The sequence below is a fragment of the Butyrivibrio sp. AE3006 genome (assembly GCF_000424165.1).
Lineage (GTDB): Bacteria > Bacillota > Clostridia > Lachnospirales > Lachnospiraceae > Butyrivibrio.
This window is the reverse complement of sequence record NZ_KE384144.1, coordinates 247,676-265,425: the sequence shown is the minus strand read 5'-3', so window position 1 is coordinate 265,425 and position 17,750 is coordinate 247,676. Positions and strand designations below refer to the sequence as shown.

The 17,750-nt window shown below is 41.6% G+C and carries 26 protein-coding genes; 1 reads left to right on the top strand and 25 read right to left on the bottom strand.

Translation table 11 applies throughout. The annotated features are described in order from the left end of the window. Positions 1 to 472: 472 nt before the first annotated feature. From G603_RS0116970 to G603_RS0116920, 10 genes are all read right to left on the bottom strand, one after another. Positions 473 to 1,693 carry an alpha/beta hydrolase family protein gene (locus G603_RS0116970; RefSeq protein ID WP_181022460.1) on the bottom strand — a complete coding sequence of 407 codons (1,221 nt, stop codon included), beginning with the start codon at positions 1,691 to 1,693 and terminating at the stop codon, positions 473 to 475. An 85-nt stretch (positions 1,694 to 1,778) separates the two neighbouring features. Continuing rightward, positions 1,779 to 2,432, bottom strand: coding sequence for a nitroreductase family protein (locus G603_RS0116965; RefSeq protein WP_026670959.1), 654 nt, complete (start codon positions 2,430 to 2,432; stop codon positions 1,779 to 1,781). A gap of 15 nt (positions 2,433 to 2,447) precedes the next feature. Next, positions 2,448 to 2,870: a MarR family winged helix-turn-helix transcriptional regulator gene (locus G603_RS0116960; protein WP_026670958.1), complete on the bottom strand. Its 423-nt coding sequence runs from the start codon at positions 2,868 to 2,870 to the stop codon at positions 2,448 to 2,450. Between the two features lie 112 nt (positions 2,871 to 2,982). Next, the gene (locus tag G603_RS20885) at positions 2,983 to 3,411 is read right to left on the bottom strand and encodes a hypothetical protein (RefSeq protein WP_051208045.1); all 429 of its coding nucleotides are present in this window, start codon (positions 3,409 to 3,411) and stop codon (positions 2,983 to 2,985) included. Between the two features lie 478 nt (positions 3,412 to 3,889). Then, entirely contained in the window at positions 3,890 to 4,288 is a 399-nt protein-coding gene (gene rpsI / locus G603_RS0116945) for a 30S ribosomal protein S9 (RefSeq protein ID WP_026496990.1), read from the bottom strand. Between the two features lie 20 nt (positions 4,289 to 4,308). Next, positions 4,309 to 4,737, bottom strand: a complete 429-nt coding sequence (gene rplM / locus G603_RS0116940) for a 50S ribosomal protein L13 (RefSeq protein WP_026496989.1) — start codon at positions 4,735 to 4,737, stop codon at positions 4,309 to 4,311. A gap of 149 nt (positions 4,738 to 4,886) precedes the next feature. After that, positions 4,887 to 5,663, bottom strand: coding sequence for a tRNA pseudouridine(38-40) synthase TruA (gene truA / locus G603_RS0116935; RefSeq protein WP_026670956.1), 777 nt, complete (start codon positions 5,661 to 5,663; stop codon positions 4,887 to 4,889). Positions 5,664 to 5,717: 54 nt separating this feature from the next. Next, the gene (locus tag G603_RS0116930; protein WP_026525891.1) at positions 5,718 to 6,521 is read right to left on the bottom strand and encodes an energy-coupling factor transporter transmembrane component T family protein; all 804 of its coding nucleotides are present in this window, start codon (positions 6,519 to 6,521) and stop codon (positions 5,718 to 5,720) included. A gap of 51 nt (positions 6,522 to 6,572) precedes the next feature. Beyond that, positions 6,573 to 7,418 carry an energy-coupling factor transporter ATPase gene (locus G603_RS0116925; RefSeq protein WP_026670955.1) on the bottom strand — a complete coding sequence of 282 codons (846 nt, stop codon included), beginning with the start codon at positions 7,416 to 7,418 and terminating at the stop codon, positions 6,573 to 6,575. Between the two features lie 55 nt (positions 7,419 to 7,473). Beyond that, a complete protein-coding gene (locus tag G603_RS0116920) occupies positions 7,474 to 8,337 on the bottom strand; it encodes an energy-coupling factor transporter ATPase (RefSeq protein ID WP_026670954.1) in 864 nt (287 codons plus the stop codon). Between the two features lie 159 nt (positions 8,338 to 8,496). Between G603_RS0116920 and G603_RS22515 the strand changes: the two genes are divergently transcribed. Beyond that, the gene (locus tag G603_RS22515; protein WP_155832710.1) at positions 8,497 to 8,691 is read left to right on the top strand and encodes a hypothetical protein; all 195 of its coding nucleotides are present in this window, start codon (positions 8,497 to 8,499) and stop codon (positions 8,689 to 8,691) included. A gap of 133 nt (positions 8,692 to 8,824) precedes the next feature. Here the strand turns inward: G603_RS22515 and G603_RS0116910 are convergent, their stop codons facing one another. The 15 genes from G603_RS0116910 to rplF form a co-directional block, all read right to left on the bottom strand. Then, complete coding sequence (locus G603_RS0116910) at positions 8,825 to 9,361, bottom strand: bL17 family ribosomal protein (protein ID WP_026496984.1); 537 nt, start codon at positions 9,359 to 9,361, stop codon at positions 8,825 to 8,827. 159 nt (positions 9,362 to 9,520) lie between these two features. Beyond that, positions 9,521 to 10,483, bottom strand: coding sequence for a DNA-directed RNA polymerase subunit alpha (locus G603_RS0116905; RefSeq protein WP_026496983.1), 963 nt, complete (start codon positions 10,481 to 10,483; stop codon positions 9,521 to 9,523). A gap of 39 nt (positions 10,484 to 10,522) precedes the next feature. Next, a complete protein-coding gene (gene rpsD, locus G603_RS0116900) occupies positions 10,523 to 11,116 on the bottom strand; it encodes a 30S ribosomal protein S4 (RefSeq protein ID WP_026670952.1) in 594 nt (197 codons plus the stop codon). A 160-nt stretch (positions 11,117 to 11,276) separates the two neighbouring features. Further along, positions 11,277 to 11,675, bottom strand: coding sequence for a 30S ribosomal protein S11 (gene rpsK, locus G603_RS0116895; RefSeq protein ID WP_026670951.1), 399 nt, complete (start codon positions 11,673 to 11,675; stop codon positions 11,277 to 11,279). A 60-nt stretch (positions 11,676 to 11,735) separates the two neighbouring features. Continuing rightward, entirely contained in the window at positions 11,736 to 12,104 is a 369-nt protein-coding gene (gene rpsM, locus G603_RS0116890; protein ID WP_026525896.1) for a 30S ribosomal protein S13, read from the bottom strand. 167 nt (positions 12,105 to 12,271) lie between these two features. Continuing rightward, positions 12,272 to 12,385, bottom strand: coding sequence for a 50S ribosomal protein L36 (gene rpmJ, locus G603_RS0116885; protein ID WP_022754357.1), 114 nt, complete (start codon positions 12,383 to 12,385; stop codon positions 12,272 to 12,274). A 119-nt stretch (positions 12,386 to 12,504) separates the two neighbouring features. Beyond that, positions 12,505 to 12,723 carry a translation initiation factor IF-1 gene (infA, locus tag G603_RS0116880; RefSeq protein ID WP_026496979.1) on the bottom strand — a complete coding sequence of 73 codons (219 nt, stop codon included), beginning with the start codon at positions 12,721 to 12,723 and terminating at the stop codon, positions 12,505 to 12,507. 43 nt (positions 12,724 to 12,766) lie between these two features. Beyond that, positions 12,767 to 13,522, bottom strand: a complete 756-nt coding sequence (map, locus tag G603_RS0116875; RefSeq protein WP_026525897.1) for a type I methionyl aminopeptidase — start codon at positions 13,520 to 13,522, stop codon at positions 12,767 to 12,769. Positions 13,523 to 13,542: 20 nt separating this feature from the next. Continuing rightward, positions 13,543 to 14,184 carry an adenylate kinase gene (locus tag G603_RS0116870; RefSeq protein WP_026525898.1) on the bottom strand — a complete coding sequence of 214 codons (642 nt, stop codon included), beginning with the start codon at positions 14,182 to 14,184 and terminating at the stop codon, positions 13,543 to 13,545. Positions 14,185 to 14,284: 100 nt separating this feature from the next. Next, complete coding sequence (gene secY / locus G603_RS0116865) at positions 14,285 to 15,601, bottom strand: preprotein translocase subunit SecY (protein WP_026525899.1); 1,317 nt, start codon at positions 15,599 to 15,601, stop codon at positions 14,285 to 14,287. After that, positions 15,601 to 16,041 carry a 50S ribosomal protein L15 gene (gene rplO / locus G603_RS0116860; RefSeq protein ID WP_026496975.1) on the bottom strand — a complete coding sequence of 147 codons (441 nt, stop codon included), beginning with the start codon at positions 16,039 to 16,041 and terminating at the stop codon, positions 15,601 to 15,603. The genes secY and rplO overlap by 1 nt, the downstream gene beginning before the upstream one ends. A 16-nt stretch (positions 16,042 to 16,057) precedes the next feature. Next, on the bottom strand, positions 16,058 to 16,261 hold the full coding sequence (gene rpmD / locus G603_RS0116855; protein WP_026496974.1) for a 50S ribosomal protein L30: 204 nt from the start codon (positions 16,259 to 16,261) through the stop codon (positions 16,058 to 16,060). Between the two features lie 33 nt (positions 16,262 to 16,294). Then, positions 16,295 to 16,804 (bottom strand): 30S ribosomal protein S5, encoded by a 510-nt coding sequence (rpsE, locus tag G603_RS0116850; RefSeq protein ID WP_026525900.1) that lies wholly within the window; start codon positions 16,802 to 16,804, stop codon positions 16,295 to 16,297. Between the two features lie 16 nt (positions 16,805 to 16,820). Beyond that, entirely contained in the window at positions 16,821 to 17,189 is a 369-nt protein-coding gene (gene rplR / locus G603_RS0116845) for a 50S ribosomal protein L18 (protein WP_026496972.1), read from the bottom strand. 19 nt (positions 17,190 to 17,208) lie between these two features. Then, positions 17,209 to 17,748 carry a 50S ribosomal protein L6 gene (rplF, locus tag G603_RS0116840; protein WP_026496971.1) on the bottom strand — a complete coding sequence of 180 codons (540 nt, stop codon included), beginning with the start codon at positions 17,746 to 17,748 and terminating at the stop codon, positions 17,209 to 17,211. Positions 17,749 to 17,750: the final 2 nt, after the last annotated feature.

Sequence of the window (17,750 nt, the reverse complement as noted above, 5' to 3'; positions counted from 1 at the left end):
ATAAGCAACATAGTTATGATAGCAGGATATAGAACGTTCCTTAAGATTACGTATTTTTCCTGCTTCATCAAGTTTTTTCAAATATTCATCATACATAGTAAAACCTCCGAAAGTATAGTCATTGATAGGAACAACTAAAACTTCGGAGGTGCATGTACATCAAAATGATGCTTGTACTTTGCACAAGCGAATGATATTCTTTTCATGGCAGTGTTAGTAATGATCCTGTTTGATTGTTAAGTTTCGCGACTACAACAATACTACTATTAGGACTTACTTTCTACTGCCTTTTTGATAAAAAGAAAATCACTGCACACAGCCTAGGCAGGCCATCGCGCAGCGATTTTGTTCAACTCGAATTTATTATTGCAAATCCTCAATAAATGATTGCATACGGTCAGTTATTATTAAGTTGAACAATTATTACCTGATTGGATATGTTCATCTATATGAATCACTCGTATATTAAAGATCAGATATGATCCTCCAACCAGTCCATAATGGTTTCAGCGCCGGTTGCATAACCACCCATCTGAGTATGGCACTGTGCAGTACTGTCATCATCAAACAGAATGTAATCCTTATTTTTTGCATTCACAAGCGCATCATAAAGCTCCTTAGCCGCTCCGAATGTCATTTCCGCTGTACCGTCAAGAACTAAAACCTCGCACTCCACCTTATCAAGTATCTTTGTGTTGTCATATTTTTTTAATTCATCAACGACTGCTTCTTCCGGCACTCCATGCTTCCATGCATAATCCTCCAGCATAACACTCATGAACTTCGGACGCATCCTAGACGGCATCTTCTGTATCATTGCCAGTCTCTCTCCGATTCCTTTTCCCCAACTGATATTTCCGGGATCCGTAATGATCAGCTTAATCCTTTTGTCAAACGCTGCCACTCTCGGCATCAAGAATCCACCAAAGGAGAACCCCATACATGCTACATGATCCATGTCAACACAATCCATCGTTTCAGCATAATCAAGAACAGGTCCCATAACCTTTTCCCAGTCCGGTCGAAACTTCAAATTCTGAAATCGAAGGGCATACCCCTGTCCTGGTCCATCGTAGGTAAGACAGTGTATTCCACGTTTTAATGCAGCATCAAACATCCATCTGGTATCTACAGCCCAGGTATCCCTGCCTGGAGTAAGCACCAGAAGCGGAGCCTTATCCCTTTTTGCATAAGGAGATTGGTAGAAATGACCCGGAAGATAAGTCCCCTCATATGGGATCTCCACATATTTCCCTGGATACCCTGACAGCGCCAGCGATTTCTCATAACAGTCAAAGCTATGCCTTGTATATTCTTCCATCTTAGGAGAATGCACATCCTCCATATACATGGTTGCCATACGGTAATATGTTGACGCACGAAGATACGCAGTAGATGCACTAATCTTCTTTTCATTTTTCTCAGAGTTCTGTGCCCTCGTTTTAAGTTTTGATGCAAGATCAGCCCACGTATTCTCCCAACTGTCGGTTTCCTTGTCATTCAAACGGCTTACAACCTCGAACGCTTCTCCGGCATCCGCCATGCCAAGATAGCAGAGACCCATCACATGCTTCATAATGGCATCCGTCATGATCCCGTCCGTAAACTTAAGCTCAGACCAATGATCGCCTGAGATTGACTGTATGCTCGGTCCTTTTGACATTGGACCGTTGTTTTTCTTTAAAATACTCATTGAGGTACCTCCTTATTCATTTGACTTGTCAACTGTGTTTTTGAATAAAATCCGGCAGTAGCATTCTGTGTCTGCCGGCCTTATTTCATTCCCACGCAAAATTATCTTTTCCTGCTCCAAGCTCAAAATGGTATTTCACAAGGCCGGTATCCACCCCGGTAAAGATTCCATTATCACAGGAAATGGAAACCTTGCTTTCTTTTCCGCTTATAGTAAATGCCTGCTTTGCCAACGCCGTAGGTGCCAGAAGTGCTGCATCCACACCATTCTTAAACCACTCGGGCACTTCTCCGTCATAAGTACTGACATCGGATGCCTTCTTAGACTTATGCGGCACCCCCTGTGTCTGACCATAACCTACAGCAATGATCCCCACCGGTTTTGCTCCCTCTGACTTCTCCTGTGCTCCCTTCCTGTTAAAGGTTCCACCGACCCACCATGTATTCAGCCCCAGTGTCTGCGCATACAGCATAAGGTCTGCGCCGCAATAGCCACATAGTTCATCAGCACCTTCCGGCCCCGCCATAATGAAAAAGTTGTTCACGCCCTTGGCCAGGATCAGCTTGATCACGCCCGGAACCGCAGTATTATCATTTGTCATGAGCTTAATGGATAGTCCAAACTGCTCATTATTTTTTCTTACGCGGTCATTCAGTTTCGTCACGATATCCTCCGGGATAGCTTTATCCGTGTATTTACGCACCATATGCCGTTCTAACATTGCCTGTTTCATATCCATATGAAATTCCTCCATTTACTGGTTGATTTCCTTTGCCCGCTGTGCCATCTTCTTTAACTGAGCAGCAAAGACCTCTGCTTCCTTTTGCGTCATGTCCTGTGTAATAAAATCCACCCATTTCTTCTGAAGCTCACGGATCCGCGGCTCTGCGTTCTTCGCCTTATCAGTCAGATACACCCTTTTTGCCCGGTAATTTTCTTCGTGCGCTTCCCTGCGGACAAGCCCTTTCTTCTCCATTCCCTGGATAGTTCTTGTCGTTGCCGCCTTATCTACGGTAATCACAGCTGCCATCTCCTCTTGGGTAAGTCCGTCTCTATTATACAGCTGTGAAAGGTACATCAGCTCCGATGCTGTAATCTCAACATCAGATAGTTCATGACCAAAGAACAAATTCAGCTGACGCATCAACACAGATATATATGTTCCTGCTTTTAACATTTTAATTCCTCCATCTCAGTTGACAAGTCAATTGTACTAAAATTGTATTGACTTGTCAACTGAAAATTCAAAAAAAGGCAGCTGACAGACAAAACTCCATCAGCCGCAATTATTACACTCTCTGGCAGAAATCCAAACTCAGCCAGCCAATCCCGCTTTTCAGTTTCCCCCAAAGAGAAGCCCACGCACCACTGGAAGTAGTCACAATGGTATAAATACCCGGAGGACAGAACTGAACCCTATCATAGTTGGTTCCTGGACCTTTCTTGATATTCAGATCACTGATCTTCACCTGTACCAGAAACGGCACCTTCGCCGCAGGCTCCGCCGTTTTAGGCTCATACACCACCTTGCCGTCAGCATCGAACACCTTATATCCAGGATTCTGATCTGCACACTTCTTCGCATTGGCAAGAACCTTGTAAGTGCCCTTCTGACTCTTACTATCCGCCCATGTCTTCCTGACACGGTACCACTTGACCGTCTCGCCGCCAGAATCCTTCGCGTCATACGGCGTCAGCTTCCGCTTCTCGATATACATTGATGAATGACGGGGAAGCAAGCAGAGTTTTTGTGGGTGACGATGCAGAAATACTTAACACCCCTTCATGGGTTGATGTGCAGATTAAGCAGATTAAACTGAAAGTTAATCTATTCAGAAATACTTAAATTTTTTCTTTGTAGCAACTGTTTATAATTATACCTATATCTACCATCCTGTTCAATATTATGTGCATAAAACAAGGGCGTTTTCACGCCCCTGCTTACTGCTATCAGAGTATTCATCTCTCCGGTCTTAGTTTATTCCTATTCAGATTTGGACTTTGCTGCTCCTTCCTCTGATCAACTATTGCCTGGCTTTCTCTTAGCTTTTGTAAAATGCTCGTTTTAGCCTTTTCAGCTATCTCAGGCTTCTTAGTCTTGTCCCACCATTCCTTGAATGTTTTAAAGGCTTTCGGCACACAAAAAAGACCCGGTACTTTCGTACCGAGCCTTTTGAAATCTGCAATAGCAGATGATTATCTCTTTGAGAACTGAGGAGCACGACGAGCCTTTTTGAGACCGTACTTCTTTCTCTCTTTCATTCTAGGATCACGTGTAAGGTATCCAGCCTTCTTAAGTGCAGGTCTGTACTCTTCTGCATCAGCCTGAAGAAGTGCTCTTGAAATACCGTGACGGATTGCACCAGCCTGACCTGTTGTGCCGCCACCGCGAACTGTTACGTTAACATCGAACTTGTCAAGTGTCTCTGTAAGAACGAGAGGCTGACGAACAATAACCTTGAGAGTCTCAAGTCCAAGATACTCATCGATGTTTCTCTTGTTGATAGTGATATTTCCCTTACCGGGTGTAAGATAAACTCTGGCGATAGACTTCTTTCTTCTACCTGTGCCATAGAAACTTGCTGCTTTAGCCATTTTCAAATTCTCCTTTCAGATTAGAATGTAAGTACTTCAGGCTTCTGAGCTGCGTGCTCGTGCTCAGGACCTGCATATACATGAAGCTTTGTGTACATCTGTCTGCCAAGAGAACCCTTGGGAAGCATTCCCTTTACAGCATGCTCGATAACACGCTCCGGGTGTGTCTCCATCATCTGACGAAGAGTGAACTCCTTGTGGTGTCCAACGTAATCAGTGTGGTGCCAGTACATCTTCTGGTCCATCTTCTTACCTGTAACCTTGATCTTATCAGCATTGATAACGATTACATAATCACCTGTATCAATGTTAGGTGTATAAATCGGCTTGTTCTTTCCTCTAAGTACGTTAGCTACGTTAGAAGCAAGACGACCGAGTGTCATATCAGTTGCGTCTACAACATACCATTTCTTCTCAACAGTAGAAGCAGTAGGCATATATGTCTTCATATTTATTACCTCCATAACCAGTTAATAAGTAAAAACTCTGGTGCGAAGGACCCTTCACCTGATCCATCCGCTATATGATATATGATGCACGCCTCATTACTTACCGGGATAATTCGGCGATTATCGTCACACAGTCATATATTATATGCTCATTTTGTCGAATTTGTCAATATGAAACCATCTGGAAATTCATATTTTACCAAAAAAAGTCCCTGTGGCGGTGCCGTAGGTCCTGCCTTGGTTCTGTCGCAGGCTTCTATAATATCCTTTACCGCTTCGGGAGCTATTTTCCCTCTGCCAACTTCCATCAGCGTACCTGCAATTATACGTACCATATTATATAAAAATCCGTTGCCGACAACTCGAATGGTAATAACATCCCCATCTCTTGCCACATCCACGGATTTAATCGTCCTCACATGGGTAAGGGCCTGAGATCCTGAAGCACAAAAACTGGAAAAATCATGCTCCCCTTCCATATATTTTCCTGCATCATTCATCAGCTTTTCATCTAAATCATAGCTGCAATGCCAATAATACTGTCTTTTTGTGGGGATAGGTAGCTTAGTATTAAGTATTCTGTATTCGTAGGTCTTTTCAGATCTGCATTTTCTAGGATGAAAATCCCCCGGAACCTCAAAAGATTCCATTATCCTTATATCGTTAGGAAGTTTACTATTTAACGCCATATAAAAGCTCTCTGCAGGGACTGTTGAAGCTGTATCAAAAACAACCACATTACCATAGGCATGTACCCCGGCATCAGTTCTACTGGCTCCAATAACCTCAGTTTTTTCTCCGGTCAGCTTCTCAATAGCTGTGTTGATGGTTCCTTCAATGGTATTGGCGTTCTCAAGATATGCAAAGCCACTGTACGCACTGCCATCGTAAGCTACTTTGAGGAGTATCCTTCTTTTTACCGGCATTGCTTTCTCTATTTTATTTTCACTTCCTAAATGAGTATTTTCTTTTTCCATTTATCAGAACAGTATTTTCCCTAATAAAATGCAAAGTGCCATGTACAAAATAACTATAAGATAGGCTATAACGTCTCTCTTTTTATAGATAAGAGGCTTCATTTTGGTTCTGCCTTCGCCGCCGCGGTAACATCTGGCTTCCATAGCCATAGCAAGGTCATTTGCCCTTCTAAAAGCTGAAATAAAAAGCGGTACAAGAAGCGGAATAAGACTTTTTGCCCTGTTCATGATTGATCCGCTCTCAAAGTCAGCACCTCTTGCTATCTGTGCCTTCATGATCTTGTCAGTCTCTTCAAGCAAAATTGGAATGAATCTGAGGGCAATCGCCATCATCATAGCAATCTCATGAACCGGAACATGCAGTCTTTTCAACGGATTCATAAGCTTTTCAAGTCCGTCAGTAAGCTGATTGGGCGTAGTAGTAAGCGTCATTATAGACGAACCTGTTATCAGAAAAACAAGTCTGATTCCCATCAGAATCGCTGTCCTAATACCTTCTCTTGTAATCTTCAGTACCCAGAATTCAAATATCGGCTCTCCCGGCGTCAAAAAAAGGTTAAAGACCATTGTTATTACCAGGAGCATATAAATGGCCTTCATGCCCTTAAAAATGAATTTTACAGGCACTCTGCTGAGCTTTATAGCCATTATAAGAAATGCTGCGGCAACAACATATCCTATGTAATTATCAATAATAAAAAGGGAAATTATAAACAGTAACGTAGCCATTATCTTGACACGGGGGTCAAGTCTGTGGATACATGAATCAGTCTGATAATATTGCCCTAACGTGATGTCTCTTAGCATCTGGTTTCATTTCTCCAAATTCCAGGAATTTATGTATCTTATCGCAGCAAACTATCCGAATACTCTCATAATCTCATCAGCTGCTTCTTTTATGGTGGTAACATCTGTATTTACCGGAATCCCGGCCTTACTAAGCTCCTGCATGACATAGGTTACCTGCGGTGCTGCAAGACCTATTTTTTCAAGCTCCTCATAATATGCAAAAACCTTCTTGGGCTCATCATCAAGAAAAACCTCACCCTTATTCATGACAATGATTCGCTCGACGTAATCAGCAACATCCTCCATACTGTGAGATACAAGTATTACCGTAATGCCCATAGTGTCATGAAGCTTCCTGATCAGTCCAAGTATTTCCTCTCGTCCCTTTGGATCAAGGCCCGCCGTAGGTTCATCAAGAATCAAAACGTCAGGCTTCATTGCCAGTACTCCTGCAATGGCTACACGTCTTTTCTGACCACCTGATAGGTCAAATGGCGACTGATAAAAATACTCATCCGGAAGTCCCACCTGTTTCAAAGCTTCATATGCTCTAAGCTCGACTTCTTTCTTGGAAAGCCCGAGATTCTTAGGTCCAAAGCAAACATCTGAAAAGCAGTCAACTTCGAAAAGCTGATGCTCCGGATACTGGAAAACAAGTCCTACTCTGGCGCGAAGCTTCTTTTTATCATAATCATCATCGCTTATATCCTTGCCATCAAAGAAAACTGATCCCGAGGTAGGCTTAACAAGTCCGTTCATGTGCTGAATCAGCGTAGATTTTCCTGAACCTGTATGGCCTATAAGCCCAATAAACTGACCGTCAGGTATCTGAAGGCAAACATCCTTCAGGGCTGTATGTGCCATGGCGGTATCAGCGTCATATATGTAATTTACATGATCAAGAATAATTGACATCTTATACTCTCTATTTAATAATTAAAGCCCTTTTAAAGGCGTCATTTGCTCATTTTTAATATCTAAGTCCTTTAATGGCATTTACAAGCTCATCCTTGCTTAAAATGCCATCAGGGATGTTCAGACCGCGTTTCTTAAGCTCATAAGCTAAAAGTGTGACCTGCGGAACACCAAGTCTAAGTTCTTTAAGTCTGTCCACCTGTGAAAATATCTCTCTTGGTGTACCCTGCATTTCAATATGTCCCTTATCCATTACAAAAACTCTGTCAGAATAGATTACTTCCTCCATGTAATGAGTGATAAGGATTATTGTTATGCCTTCAACCTGATTAAGTGCTCTTGCAGCCCTGATTACATCCTTTCGTCCATTTGGATCGAGCATGGCGGTAGGTTCATCAAGAATAATACATTTGGGGTGCATGGCTATAACACCGGCGATTGATACTCTCTGCTTCTGACCACCGGAAAGGTGATTAGGTGAGTGCTTCCTGAATTCATACATCCCTACTGTTTTAAGGCTCTCTTCTACTCTCTCCCAGATCTCAGCAGTGGGAATCCCCATATTTTCAGGTCCAAATCCCACATCCTCTTCAACTATCTGTCCGATTATCTGATTATCTGGATTCTGGAAAACCATTCCTGCTTCCTGCCTGATATCCCAGACATTATCTGCATCCATGGTATCCATTCCGTCAACCCAGACTGTACCCTCAGTGGGTGATAAAAGCGCATTAAAATGCTTGGCAAGTGTCGATTTGCCTGAGCCATTATGGCCAAGTATTGAGATAAACTCACCGGGCTTAACCTCAAGGCTTGTATTATCAATGGCTGTGGTTATTCCTTCAACGTTGCCTTCTTCATCTCGCCTTATATATTCAAATGTCAGATTTTCAGCTTTAAGCATGTTTTCTGAGCTCATTTTTCCTCTTTTACTGTAACTATGCCTTTTTGTCGTATATCCTATCCATTTTATTATATGAAGTTGCTAAAAACAAGCGCAACTAAGCTATCTCATGATATTTTTGAGTCATCAGTTCCTATATTAGCCGGATTACTTAATAATCATGAAAATGTTTTATTGGTAACAGAATTCTGCTACAATTACCATATGCTTAGAGATTATTTTAAACAACTAATTATCATAATAGTTCTGATTGCGGCTTGTGCCATAATCGCCAGAGTTATGAACGGAGGAGAGACTCTCGCAGAATATGCTGCAAAACATCCGGATAAAGCCTACAGCACACAAGCAGAAGAAGTTATCGACGATTAAATCAAATAGTACTTTCTATTAATGATTAAATCGAGTAGTACTTTCTATCGACAATTAAATTGGCTAATACTTTATTTAGACGTAAAAAGACCTGGCAAAAAGCCAGGTCTTTTAAATTTAATAGTTATGAAACTTATACAAGCTCAAGAACAACCATCATAGCTGCATCGCCCTTACGCTGACCAATCTTAACGATTCTTGTATAACCACCGTTACGGCTAGCATACTTAGGACCATACTCTGTGAAAAGCTTATCAACAAGGTCAATCTGCTTTGTGTTCTTCTTTCTTCCAGCCTTCTCAGCAGGAACCTCAGTTACAGGATAAAGAGTCTTGAGGATCTGTCTTCTAGCGTGCATACGTGAAGGCTTATCCTTTTTGATCTCCTTCTGAACAGTATCATAAACTGTTACCTTCTTACCATCCTTAACTTCCTTAACGCGCTTGCCGTCCTTATCCTTACGAGCAACCTTTGCCTCAACTGTTACAGTCTCGTAGTTGTCCATCTCTTTAGCTGCAAGAGCGATGATAGGCTCAACGATCTTCTTTACTTCCTTAGCTCTAGCCTCGGTTGTAACGATCTTGCCGTTGTAAAGAAGCTGTGTTACCTGGTTTCTAAGAAGTGCTCTTCTAGGCTTTGTTGCTTTGCCTAACTTTCTGTACATTGCCATAATTATTTACATCCTTTCTCAATCGCAGAGTTCCCTCTGCTGTGGTGCATACCAAAATACTCTTTGGATTTACTTTCGGTATGTTGTGTTTATACCTATGAGAATCCGCCTCAGTACACATCGGTTTTACCTTCAGCGAACACATATTAGTACAATATCTTAGTTCTGATCTTCACCTGTTCTAAGTGCAAGTCCGAGCTCATCAAGCTTAGCAAGCACTTCCTCAAGTGACTTACGTCCAAGGTTTCTAACCTTCATCATATCGTCAGAAGTCTTGTTTGTAAGCTCTTCAACGGTATTGATGCCGGCTCTCTTGAGGCAGTTGAAGGAACGAACGCTGAGCTCAAGCTCATCGATGCTCATCTCAAGAACCTTTTCCTTCTCATCATTGTCCTTCTCTACCATAACTTCTGCAGTCTTAGCATTCTCAGACAGATCGATGAAGAGGCTAAGATGCTCACTAAGGACCTTAGCTGCAAGGCTGACAGCCTCATCGGGGCCAAGTGTTCCGTTTGTGTGAACATCAAGTGTCAGCTTATCATAGTCAGTAACCTGACCTACACGTGTATTCTCAACGCTGACATTTACACGTTCTACAGGTGTGTAGATTGAATCTACAGCAATAACACCGATAGGAAGATCAGCAAGCTTGTTCTTGTCTGAACTTACATATCCTCTGCCCTTTGTGATTGTAAGCTCCATGTAGAGCTTAGCATCCTTACCGGACAGTGTAGCTATTACCTGATCAAGATTTGTGATCTCGATATCCTGATCTACCTGAATATCTGCAGCTGTTACAACACCTTCTCCTGAGAACTCGATATAAGCTGTCTTGGGCTCATTTGTCTCAGAATTGTTGCGAATAGCAAGATTCTTGATATTCATTATGATTTCAGTAACATCTTCCTTTACGCCGGGAATAGAACTGAACTCATGCAGTACACCTTCGATTTTGACCTGACTTACTGCTGCTCCAGGCAATGAAGATAACATAATTCTTCTGAGTGAGTTTCCAAGTGTGATGCCGTAGCCTCTTTCAAGGGGCTCAACAACGAATCTGCCATACTTCTTATCCTCTGAAATCTCAGCAACTTCAATATTTGGTCTTTCAAAATCAAACACGGACATACCCTCCTTTTGGTTTTATTATGTGTCCTAAAATTACTTAGAATACAACTCGACGATCAACATTTCGTCAACGGGAACGTCGATTACATCTCTTGAAGGGAATTCTTTAACTGTACCACTGAAATTATCCTTATTTACATCAAGCCACTCGGGTACAAGTCTGCCATTTGTGATCTCAGCGATATCCTTGAATCTCTGAGTGCTTCTTGCTGACTCTCTTACCTCGATAACATCACCAGCTTTGATGAGGTATGAAGGAATGTTTACAACCTTACCATTGATTGTGATGAACTTATGAAGAACAACCTGTCTAGCTTCTCTTCTTGTTCTTGCAAAGCCCATACGGAAAATTACATTATCAAGTCTGCGCTCAAGAAGAACCATGAGGTTTTCACCGGTCTGACCCTTCTGACGATCTGCCTTGTCGTAGTAGTTACGGAAAGGCTTCTCAAGAACGCCATAGATGAACTTAGCTTTCTGCTTCTCACGAAGCTGAAGACCATACTCGCTCATCTTCTTGTTTGCTCTGCTGTTTGTTCTCTTGGACTTCTTGTCATATCCAAGGAATGTGGGATCCAAATCAAGGGATCTGCATCTCTTAAGTACTGGAACTCTGTTTACTGCCATTATTGGCTCCTTTCTTTTTCAGGAAAATCCTGATGTTGTTTACAGCACTATAGACATGTGCCTTCTTCCAACGAGTTAAAGGTTAATAGTGTCTATATTTCATAGTCAGGCTATTGAATTATGAAATTCAAGCCTGACTGTGAACATCTGTAAAATAGGATTATACTCTGCGGCGCTTGGGCGGGCGGCATCCGTTATGAGGTACAGGAGTTACATCCGTAATACTGGTAACAGTAAGACCACTTGCAGCAAGAGCTCTGATTGCAGCTTCTCTTCCTGATCCCGGTCCCTTTACAAAGACATCAACAGTCTTAAGGCCGTGAATAAGTGCAGCCTTTGTTGCTGTCTCTGCAGCCATCTGTGCAGCATAAGGAGTAGATTTCCTTGAACCTTTAAATCCAAGACCGCCAGCACTTGCCCAACTAAGAGCATTACCTGCAGCATCTGTCAATGTAACGATTGTGTTATTGAAAGATGACTGAATGTGTGCCTGTCCGTGTTCAACGTTCTTCTTGACACGCTTCTTACCTTTAGAAGCACTTGATTTCTGATTTGCCATTTTAAACTAACCTACTTTCTTCCTATTGAATATTCTTTAGTTACTATATAATAAGAAAAATTACTTCTTCTTATTAGCGATTGTTCTCTTGGGACCTTTTCTTGTTCTAGCATTGGTCTTTGTTCTCTGACCACGAACAGGAAGTCCTCTTCTGTGACGGATTCCTCTGTAGCATCCGATCTCTGAAAGACGCTTGATGTTCATAGCGATTTCTCTTCTAAGATCACCTTCTACTTCATAATCCTTACCGATAATCTCTGCGATTCTCTTTACTTCATCATCTGTAAGATCACGAACACGTGTGTCCGGGTTTACTTTTGCAACCTCAAGAATTTTGTTTGAGCTTGTTCTTCCAATTCCATAGATGTATGTAAGACCAATCTCAACTCGCTTATCTCTAGGTAAATCAACACCTGCAATACGAGCCATTTTAATTTTCCTCCATTAAATAAAAAGATTTGTTTTTGCGGAAATACTTTATTTCCGTATTAATGTTACTTGTTTGATTGGGGCGAATGATCAGCCCAATCGGACAGAAGTTAATCCGATCTTTCCAATACACATTGGTATCAAAAAGTAATGTCAAATGACTCGAATCAGCCCTGTCTCTGTTTGTGCTTAGGGTTTTCGCAAATTACACGAATAACGCCTTTTCTCTTAATAACCTTGCACTTTTCGCACATAGGCTTAACAGAAGACCTAACTTTCATTTGTAACTCCTTTCTGGTATATATATGCGAATAAAAGGGCATACTTATACCCTTAAAAACGACCGCATTCAATCATAACATATATAGAGTCCATTTACAAGTACTAATTTATAAGGTTATTACTTATCTCTCCAAATAATTCTTCCCTTTGAAAGATCATAAGGTGAAAGCTCCATTGTTACCTTATCACCGGGGAGAATACGGATAAAATTCTGTCTGAGCTTTCCACTGATGTGTGCAAGAACAACATGTCCGTTCTCAAGCTCAACCTTAAACATAGTATTAGGAAGTTTCTCAACTACCTTTCCTTCAATTTCAATTACATCTGCTTTAGACATTTTTACCTCACTTTTAAAATCTTCTATTACTTTTGCATGTTCATTAAATCATTGTTAATATCTCGGGCTCTCCATCAGGAGTAATGGCAATGGTATTTTCATAATGAGCTGCTATGGATCCATCCATAGTAACTACCGTCCATTCATCATCGAGAAAAGCAATCTTACGTTTCCCCATAGTAATCATGGGTTCAACGCATAATGTCATTCCGGGCTGCAGGACAAGGCCTCGTCTTAATTTCCAGAAATTTGGAACATAAGGCTCTTCATGAAGCTCTTTTCCTATTCCGTGTCCTGTCAATTCTCGAACTATACCATATCCGTAAGGCTTGATATATCTGTGAATTGCCCGTGATATATCATAAAGTCTTCCGCCTGCCTTAGCATACTTTATTCCTTCAAAAAAGCTTTGCTTTGTCACTTCTATGAGCTTTTCAGCCTCTTCGGATATCTTTCCCACTCCCCATGTTCTGGCAGCGTCTGAATGATATCCTTTATATATAAGCCCTGTATCAAAAGTGACAACATCGCCTTCTTTAAGGATTGTCTCAGCTTTGGGTATTCCATGAACCACTTCATCATTTACAGAAATACAAACTGATGCCGGGTATCCCTCATAATCTTTACAATTCGGGATACCTCCGAGTCTGCGAATCGCTTCCTCTCCAATAGCATCAAGTTCAAGTGTTGAAATCCCGGGTCTGAGCGCTTCATGCAGTTCTTCATGAACCTGCGCCAGTAAATGTCCTGACTCTCTCATGAGGTTCAATTCTTCTTGTGACTTAATCGTAACCGGCATTCCTATTACCTCAGATTGAATTAACCAAGAATACCTGTTATTTCACTGAATACATCCTGCATATCCTTTGTTCCGTCTACTGACTTTAAGATACCCTTCTCATTGTAGTAGTCGATCAAAGGCTGTGTCTGCTCGTGGTAAACACTGAGACGATTCTGCACTGTTTCAGGCTTATCATCATCTCTCTGAACAAGCTCGCTGCCACAAACATCACAGATTCCTTCCTGCTTCGGAGGAATATGTTCAATATGATATGTAGCACCACACTTAAGGCATGCTCTTCTTCCAGACATTCTGCGAACGATATTCTCATCCGGAACATCTACGTTTATAGCAAAATCCACCTTATCGCCAAGCTTTGTAAGCTCTTTATCAAGAACATCAGCCTGAGGAATTGTACGCGGGAAACCATCAAGAACATAACCATTCTTGCAATCCTCCTGAGCTACTCTGTCAAGAAGGATCTCAACAGTGAGTTCATCGGGAACAAGCTGTCCCTTATCCATATATTCCTTAGCCTTTTTACCAAGCTCTGTTCCGTTTTTGATGTTTGCTCTGAAAATGTCTCCAGTAGAAACATGCGGAACCTTATACTTTTCTGCTATCATTTTTGCCTGTGTGCCTTTTCCTGCACCAGGTGCCCCTAACATGATAATCTTCATTACCAATTCTCCCTTCTCATATTTAGGTCTGGATTTTTAATAAAAGTACAACAAGAGGTTCAAAGATAAGCAGTAGCAAATCCCTAAACCTCTCATGTTTTTAATCATCTAAAAAGCCTTTATAATTACGTACCAACATCTGTGATTCAATCTGCTTCACCGTTTCAAGAATAACACTTACAACAATGATAAGGCTCGTACCACCGAAGGATACGTTAGCTCCGAATACACCATTAAAGAATATCGGAAGAACACCAATAATGGTAAGTCCAATAGCTCCGATAAAGATGATGTAATTCAGAATGTTTGTTAAATAATCGCTAGTGGGCTTTCCGGGACGAATGCCGGGAATAAATCCACCCTGCTTTTTCATATTATCAGCAATCTCTAAAGGATTGAATGTTATTGATGTGTAGAAATATGCAAAGAATATTAAAAGCAATACATATACTACAAGTCCAATCGAATATTTAAGATTGGAAGGCTCACACCAATAGCTCTGATTGAGATACTTAAGTATCTCGCTCCATGCACCTGTTCCCTTGTATCCTACAAGCTGTGAAATGATTATAGGGAACTGGAACAGTGACATAGCAAAGATAATAGGCATAACACCTGCGGTATTAACCTTAAGAGGAATCTCTGAATGATTACCACCATAGGTTCTTCTGCCCTGTATCTTTTTAGCATACTGTACTGGGATTCTACGCTCTGCGCCGTTCAAAAGAACAACCAGAACAACCATTGCTACAATAATTGCAATAATAATGATTGCCGATACAACCCCTTTTGCAATGCTCTTGCCTGTTACAAACTGTGTAAACAAGCTACTTAAATCGGATGGCATTCTGGAAATAATGTTGATAGTAAGTACTATAGAAATACCATTACCAACACCATTATCCGTAATGCGCTCGCCAATCCACATAAGGAATGCACTGCCGGCTGTAAGCGCAGCAACAATCTCAACTACATAGAGAGGTGACTTCTCTACAAGGAAGCCACTTCTGTAGAAGCCAATTGCCATAGCAACTGACTCGATAAGTGCAAGCACTACAGTGATATATCTTGTAAGTGCTGCAAGCTTTTTTCTACCATCCTCTCCGTCACGCTGCCATTCCTCAAACTTAGGAATAGCAATTGTGAGAAGCTGGATGATAATGGATGATGTGATGTAAGGTGTAATATTGAGTGCCAGGATTGACATATTCTCAAATGAACCACCTGTAAATCGATCCATAAAACCAAAAGCATTATTTTCGGACAGCTCTTTGAACCAGTCCTGGAATACTGAAACATTCATTCCAGGTACCGGTATAGCTGAACCTAATCTGATCACCAACAACATAAAGAAGGTGAACAATAACTTCATTCTGATATCTTTGATTTTGAATGCATTCTTAATGGTCGTGAACATTAAATCACCTCTGCCGTTCCCCCAAGAGCTTCGATCTTCTCCTTAGCAGATGCACTATATGCATTTACCTTAACCGTAAGCTTTTTGGTAAATTCACCGTTTCCAAGTATCTTAACACCATCATACTCGTGTTTGATGATGCCCTTATCCTTAAGTGCCTGTACATCAACAACGCTATCGTTGTCAAAGCACTCAAGTGAACTTACATTTACAGCTACGATATGCTTAGAATTGATGTTCTTAAAGCCTCTCTTAGGAAGACGACGGAACAGGGGCATCTGACCACCTTCAAATCCGGGTCTCGGAGCACCTGAACGAGCCTTCTGTCCTTTGTGTCCCTTACCAGCGGTCTTTCCATTTCCTGAACCATGACCGCGGCCTCTTCTGAAATTGTCACTCTGAACAGAACCCTCAGCAGGTCTCAAATTTGATAATTCCATGATTTTCCTCCTTAAATTAGTCCAGTTCTTCGACTTTAACAAGGTGTCTAATCTGCTGGATCTGACCTCTTGTTGCAGAGTTATCCGGCAGTTCAACACTGCTGTTAAGTTTCTTAAATCCCATTGATTTTACCGTAGCAACCTGCTTCGGAACAGCACCAATAGTGGACTTAACCAATGTGATTTTAAGCTTTTTTCCACTTTCATTTTTAGCTGCCATTGATTTTCTCCTTTACTAGATGTTGCTTACTACTTACGCGATAACTTCTTCTACAGACTTACCACGCTTCTGAGCAACTTCTTCGGGTGTCTTAAGGTTTGCAAGACCATTGATGGTTGCATAAACTACATTCTGCTTGTTGTTAGAACCAAGTGACTTTGTACGAATGTTCTTGATTCCAGCAAGCTCACATACAGAACGTGCAGGACCACCAGCGATGATACCAGTACCTTCAGGAGATCTCTTAAGCAGAACCTCTGCGGAACCGAACTTACCAACGAAATCATGTGTGATACTGTTGTTCTCATCAAGCGGTACACAGATGAGGTTCTTTGTAGCATCCTCCTTACCCTTACGAATAGCATCAGGTATTTCAGTTGACTTACCAAGACCTACACCAACGTGACCGTTTCCGTCACCAACTACAACGAGTGCTGTGAACTTCATGTTACGTCCACCCTTAACTACCTTTGTAACTCGCTTAATGGTAACGACTTTATCTGTTAATTCAAGCTGACTTGCATCAACGATTGTACGCTTCATTATCTTTCTCCCTTCCTTAGAATTCTAAGCCTGCTTTTCTAGCTGCATCAGCAAGCGCTGCTACTTTACCATGGTAGATGTAACCGCCTCTGTCGAAAACAACAGCTTTGATACCTTTTTCCATTGCTCTCTTAGCAACAACATCACCAATATATGCAGCTGCATCAACATTATCTGTAGCCTTCAGAGCTGACTTAATGTCCTTCTCAAGTGTGGAAGCAGAAACAAGTGTCTTACCGGCAACATCATCGATAACCTGAGCATACATATGATTATTACTTCTGAAAACTGCAAGACGCGGTCTTTCAGCAGTGCCGCTGAAACGATTGCGAATTCTCAGATGCTTCTTTTCGCGACTTTTCTGTCTGGATTCTTTACTAACCATTTTTTACTCTCCTTATCTCTTACTTCTTACCGGTCTTACCAACCTTGCGGCGGATAACTTCATCAGAATACTTGATTCCCTTGCCCTTATACGGCTCAGGAGCTCTCTTCTCTCTGATAATTGCTGCAAACTGGCCAACCTTTTCTTTGTCTATACCCTTGACGATGATAGCGTTACCATCAACTACTGTCTCGATTCCTTCAGGATCCTCGAGTTCTACAGGATGTGAATATCCAAGGGTCAAGGTGAGTTTCTTGCCGCTCTTTGCTGCTCTATAACCTACACCATTAACTTCAAGTTTCTTCTCATAGCCATCTGTTACACCAACAACCATGTTGTTCAGAAGACTTCTTGAAAGTCCGTGAAGAGCTCTTGTCTTCTTCTGATCATCAGGTCTCTTAACTTCGATCTGACCATCTTTCTGTTCGAACTGCATCTCTGCAGGGAAAACTCTCTCAAGAGTGCCCTTAGGACCTTTAACAGTCACCTTATTATTTTCTGCAACTTCTACTGTTACACCAGCAGGAACTGCGATTGGCATTTTTCCGATTCGTGACATGC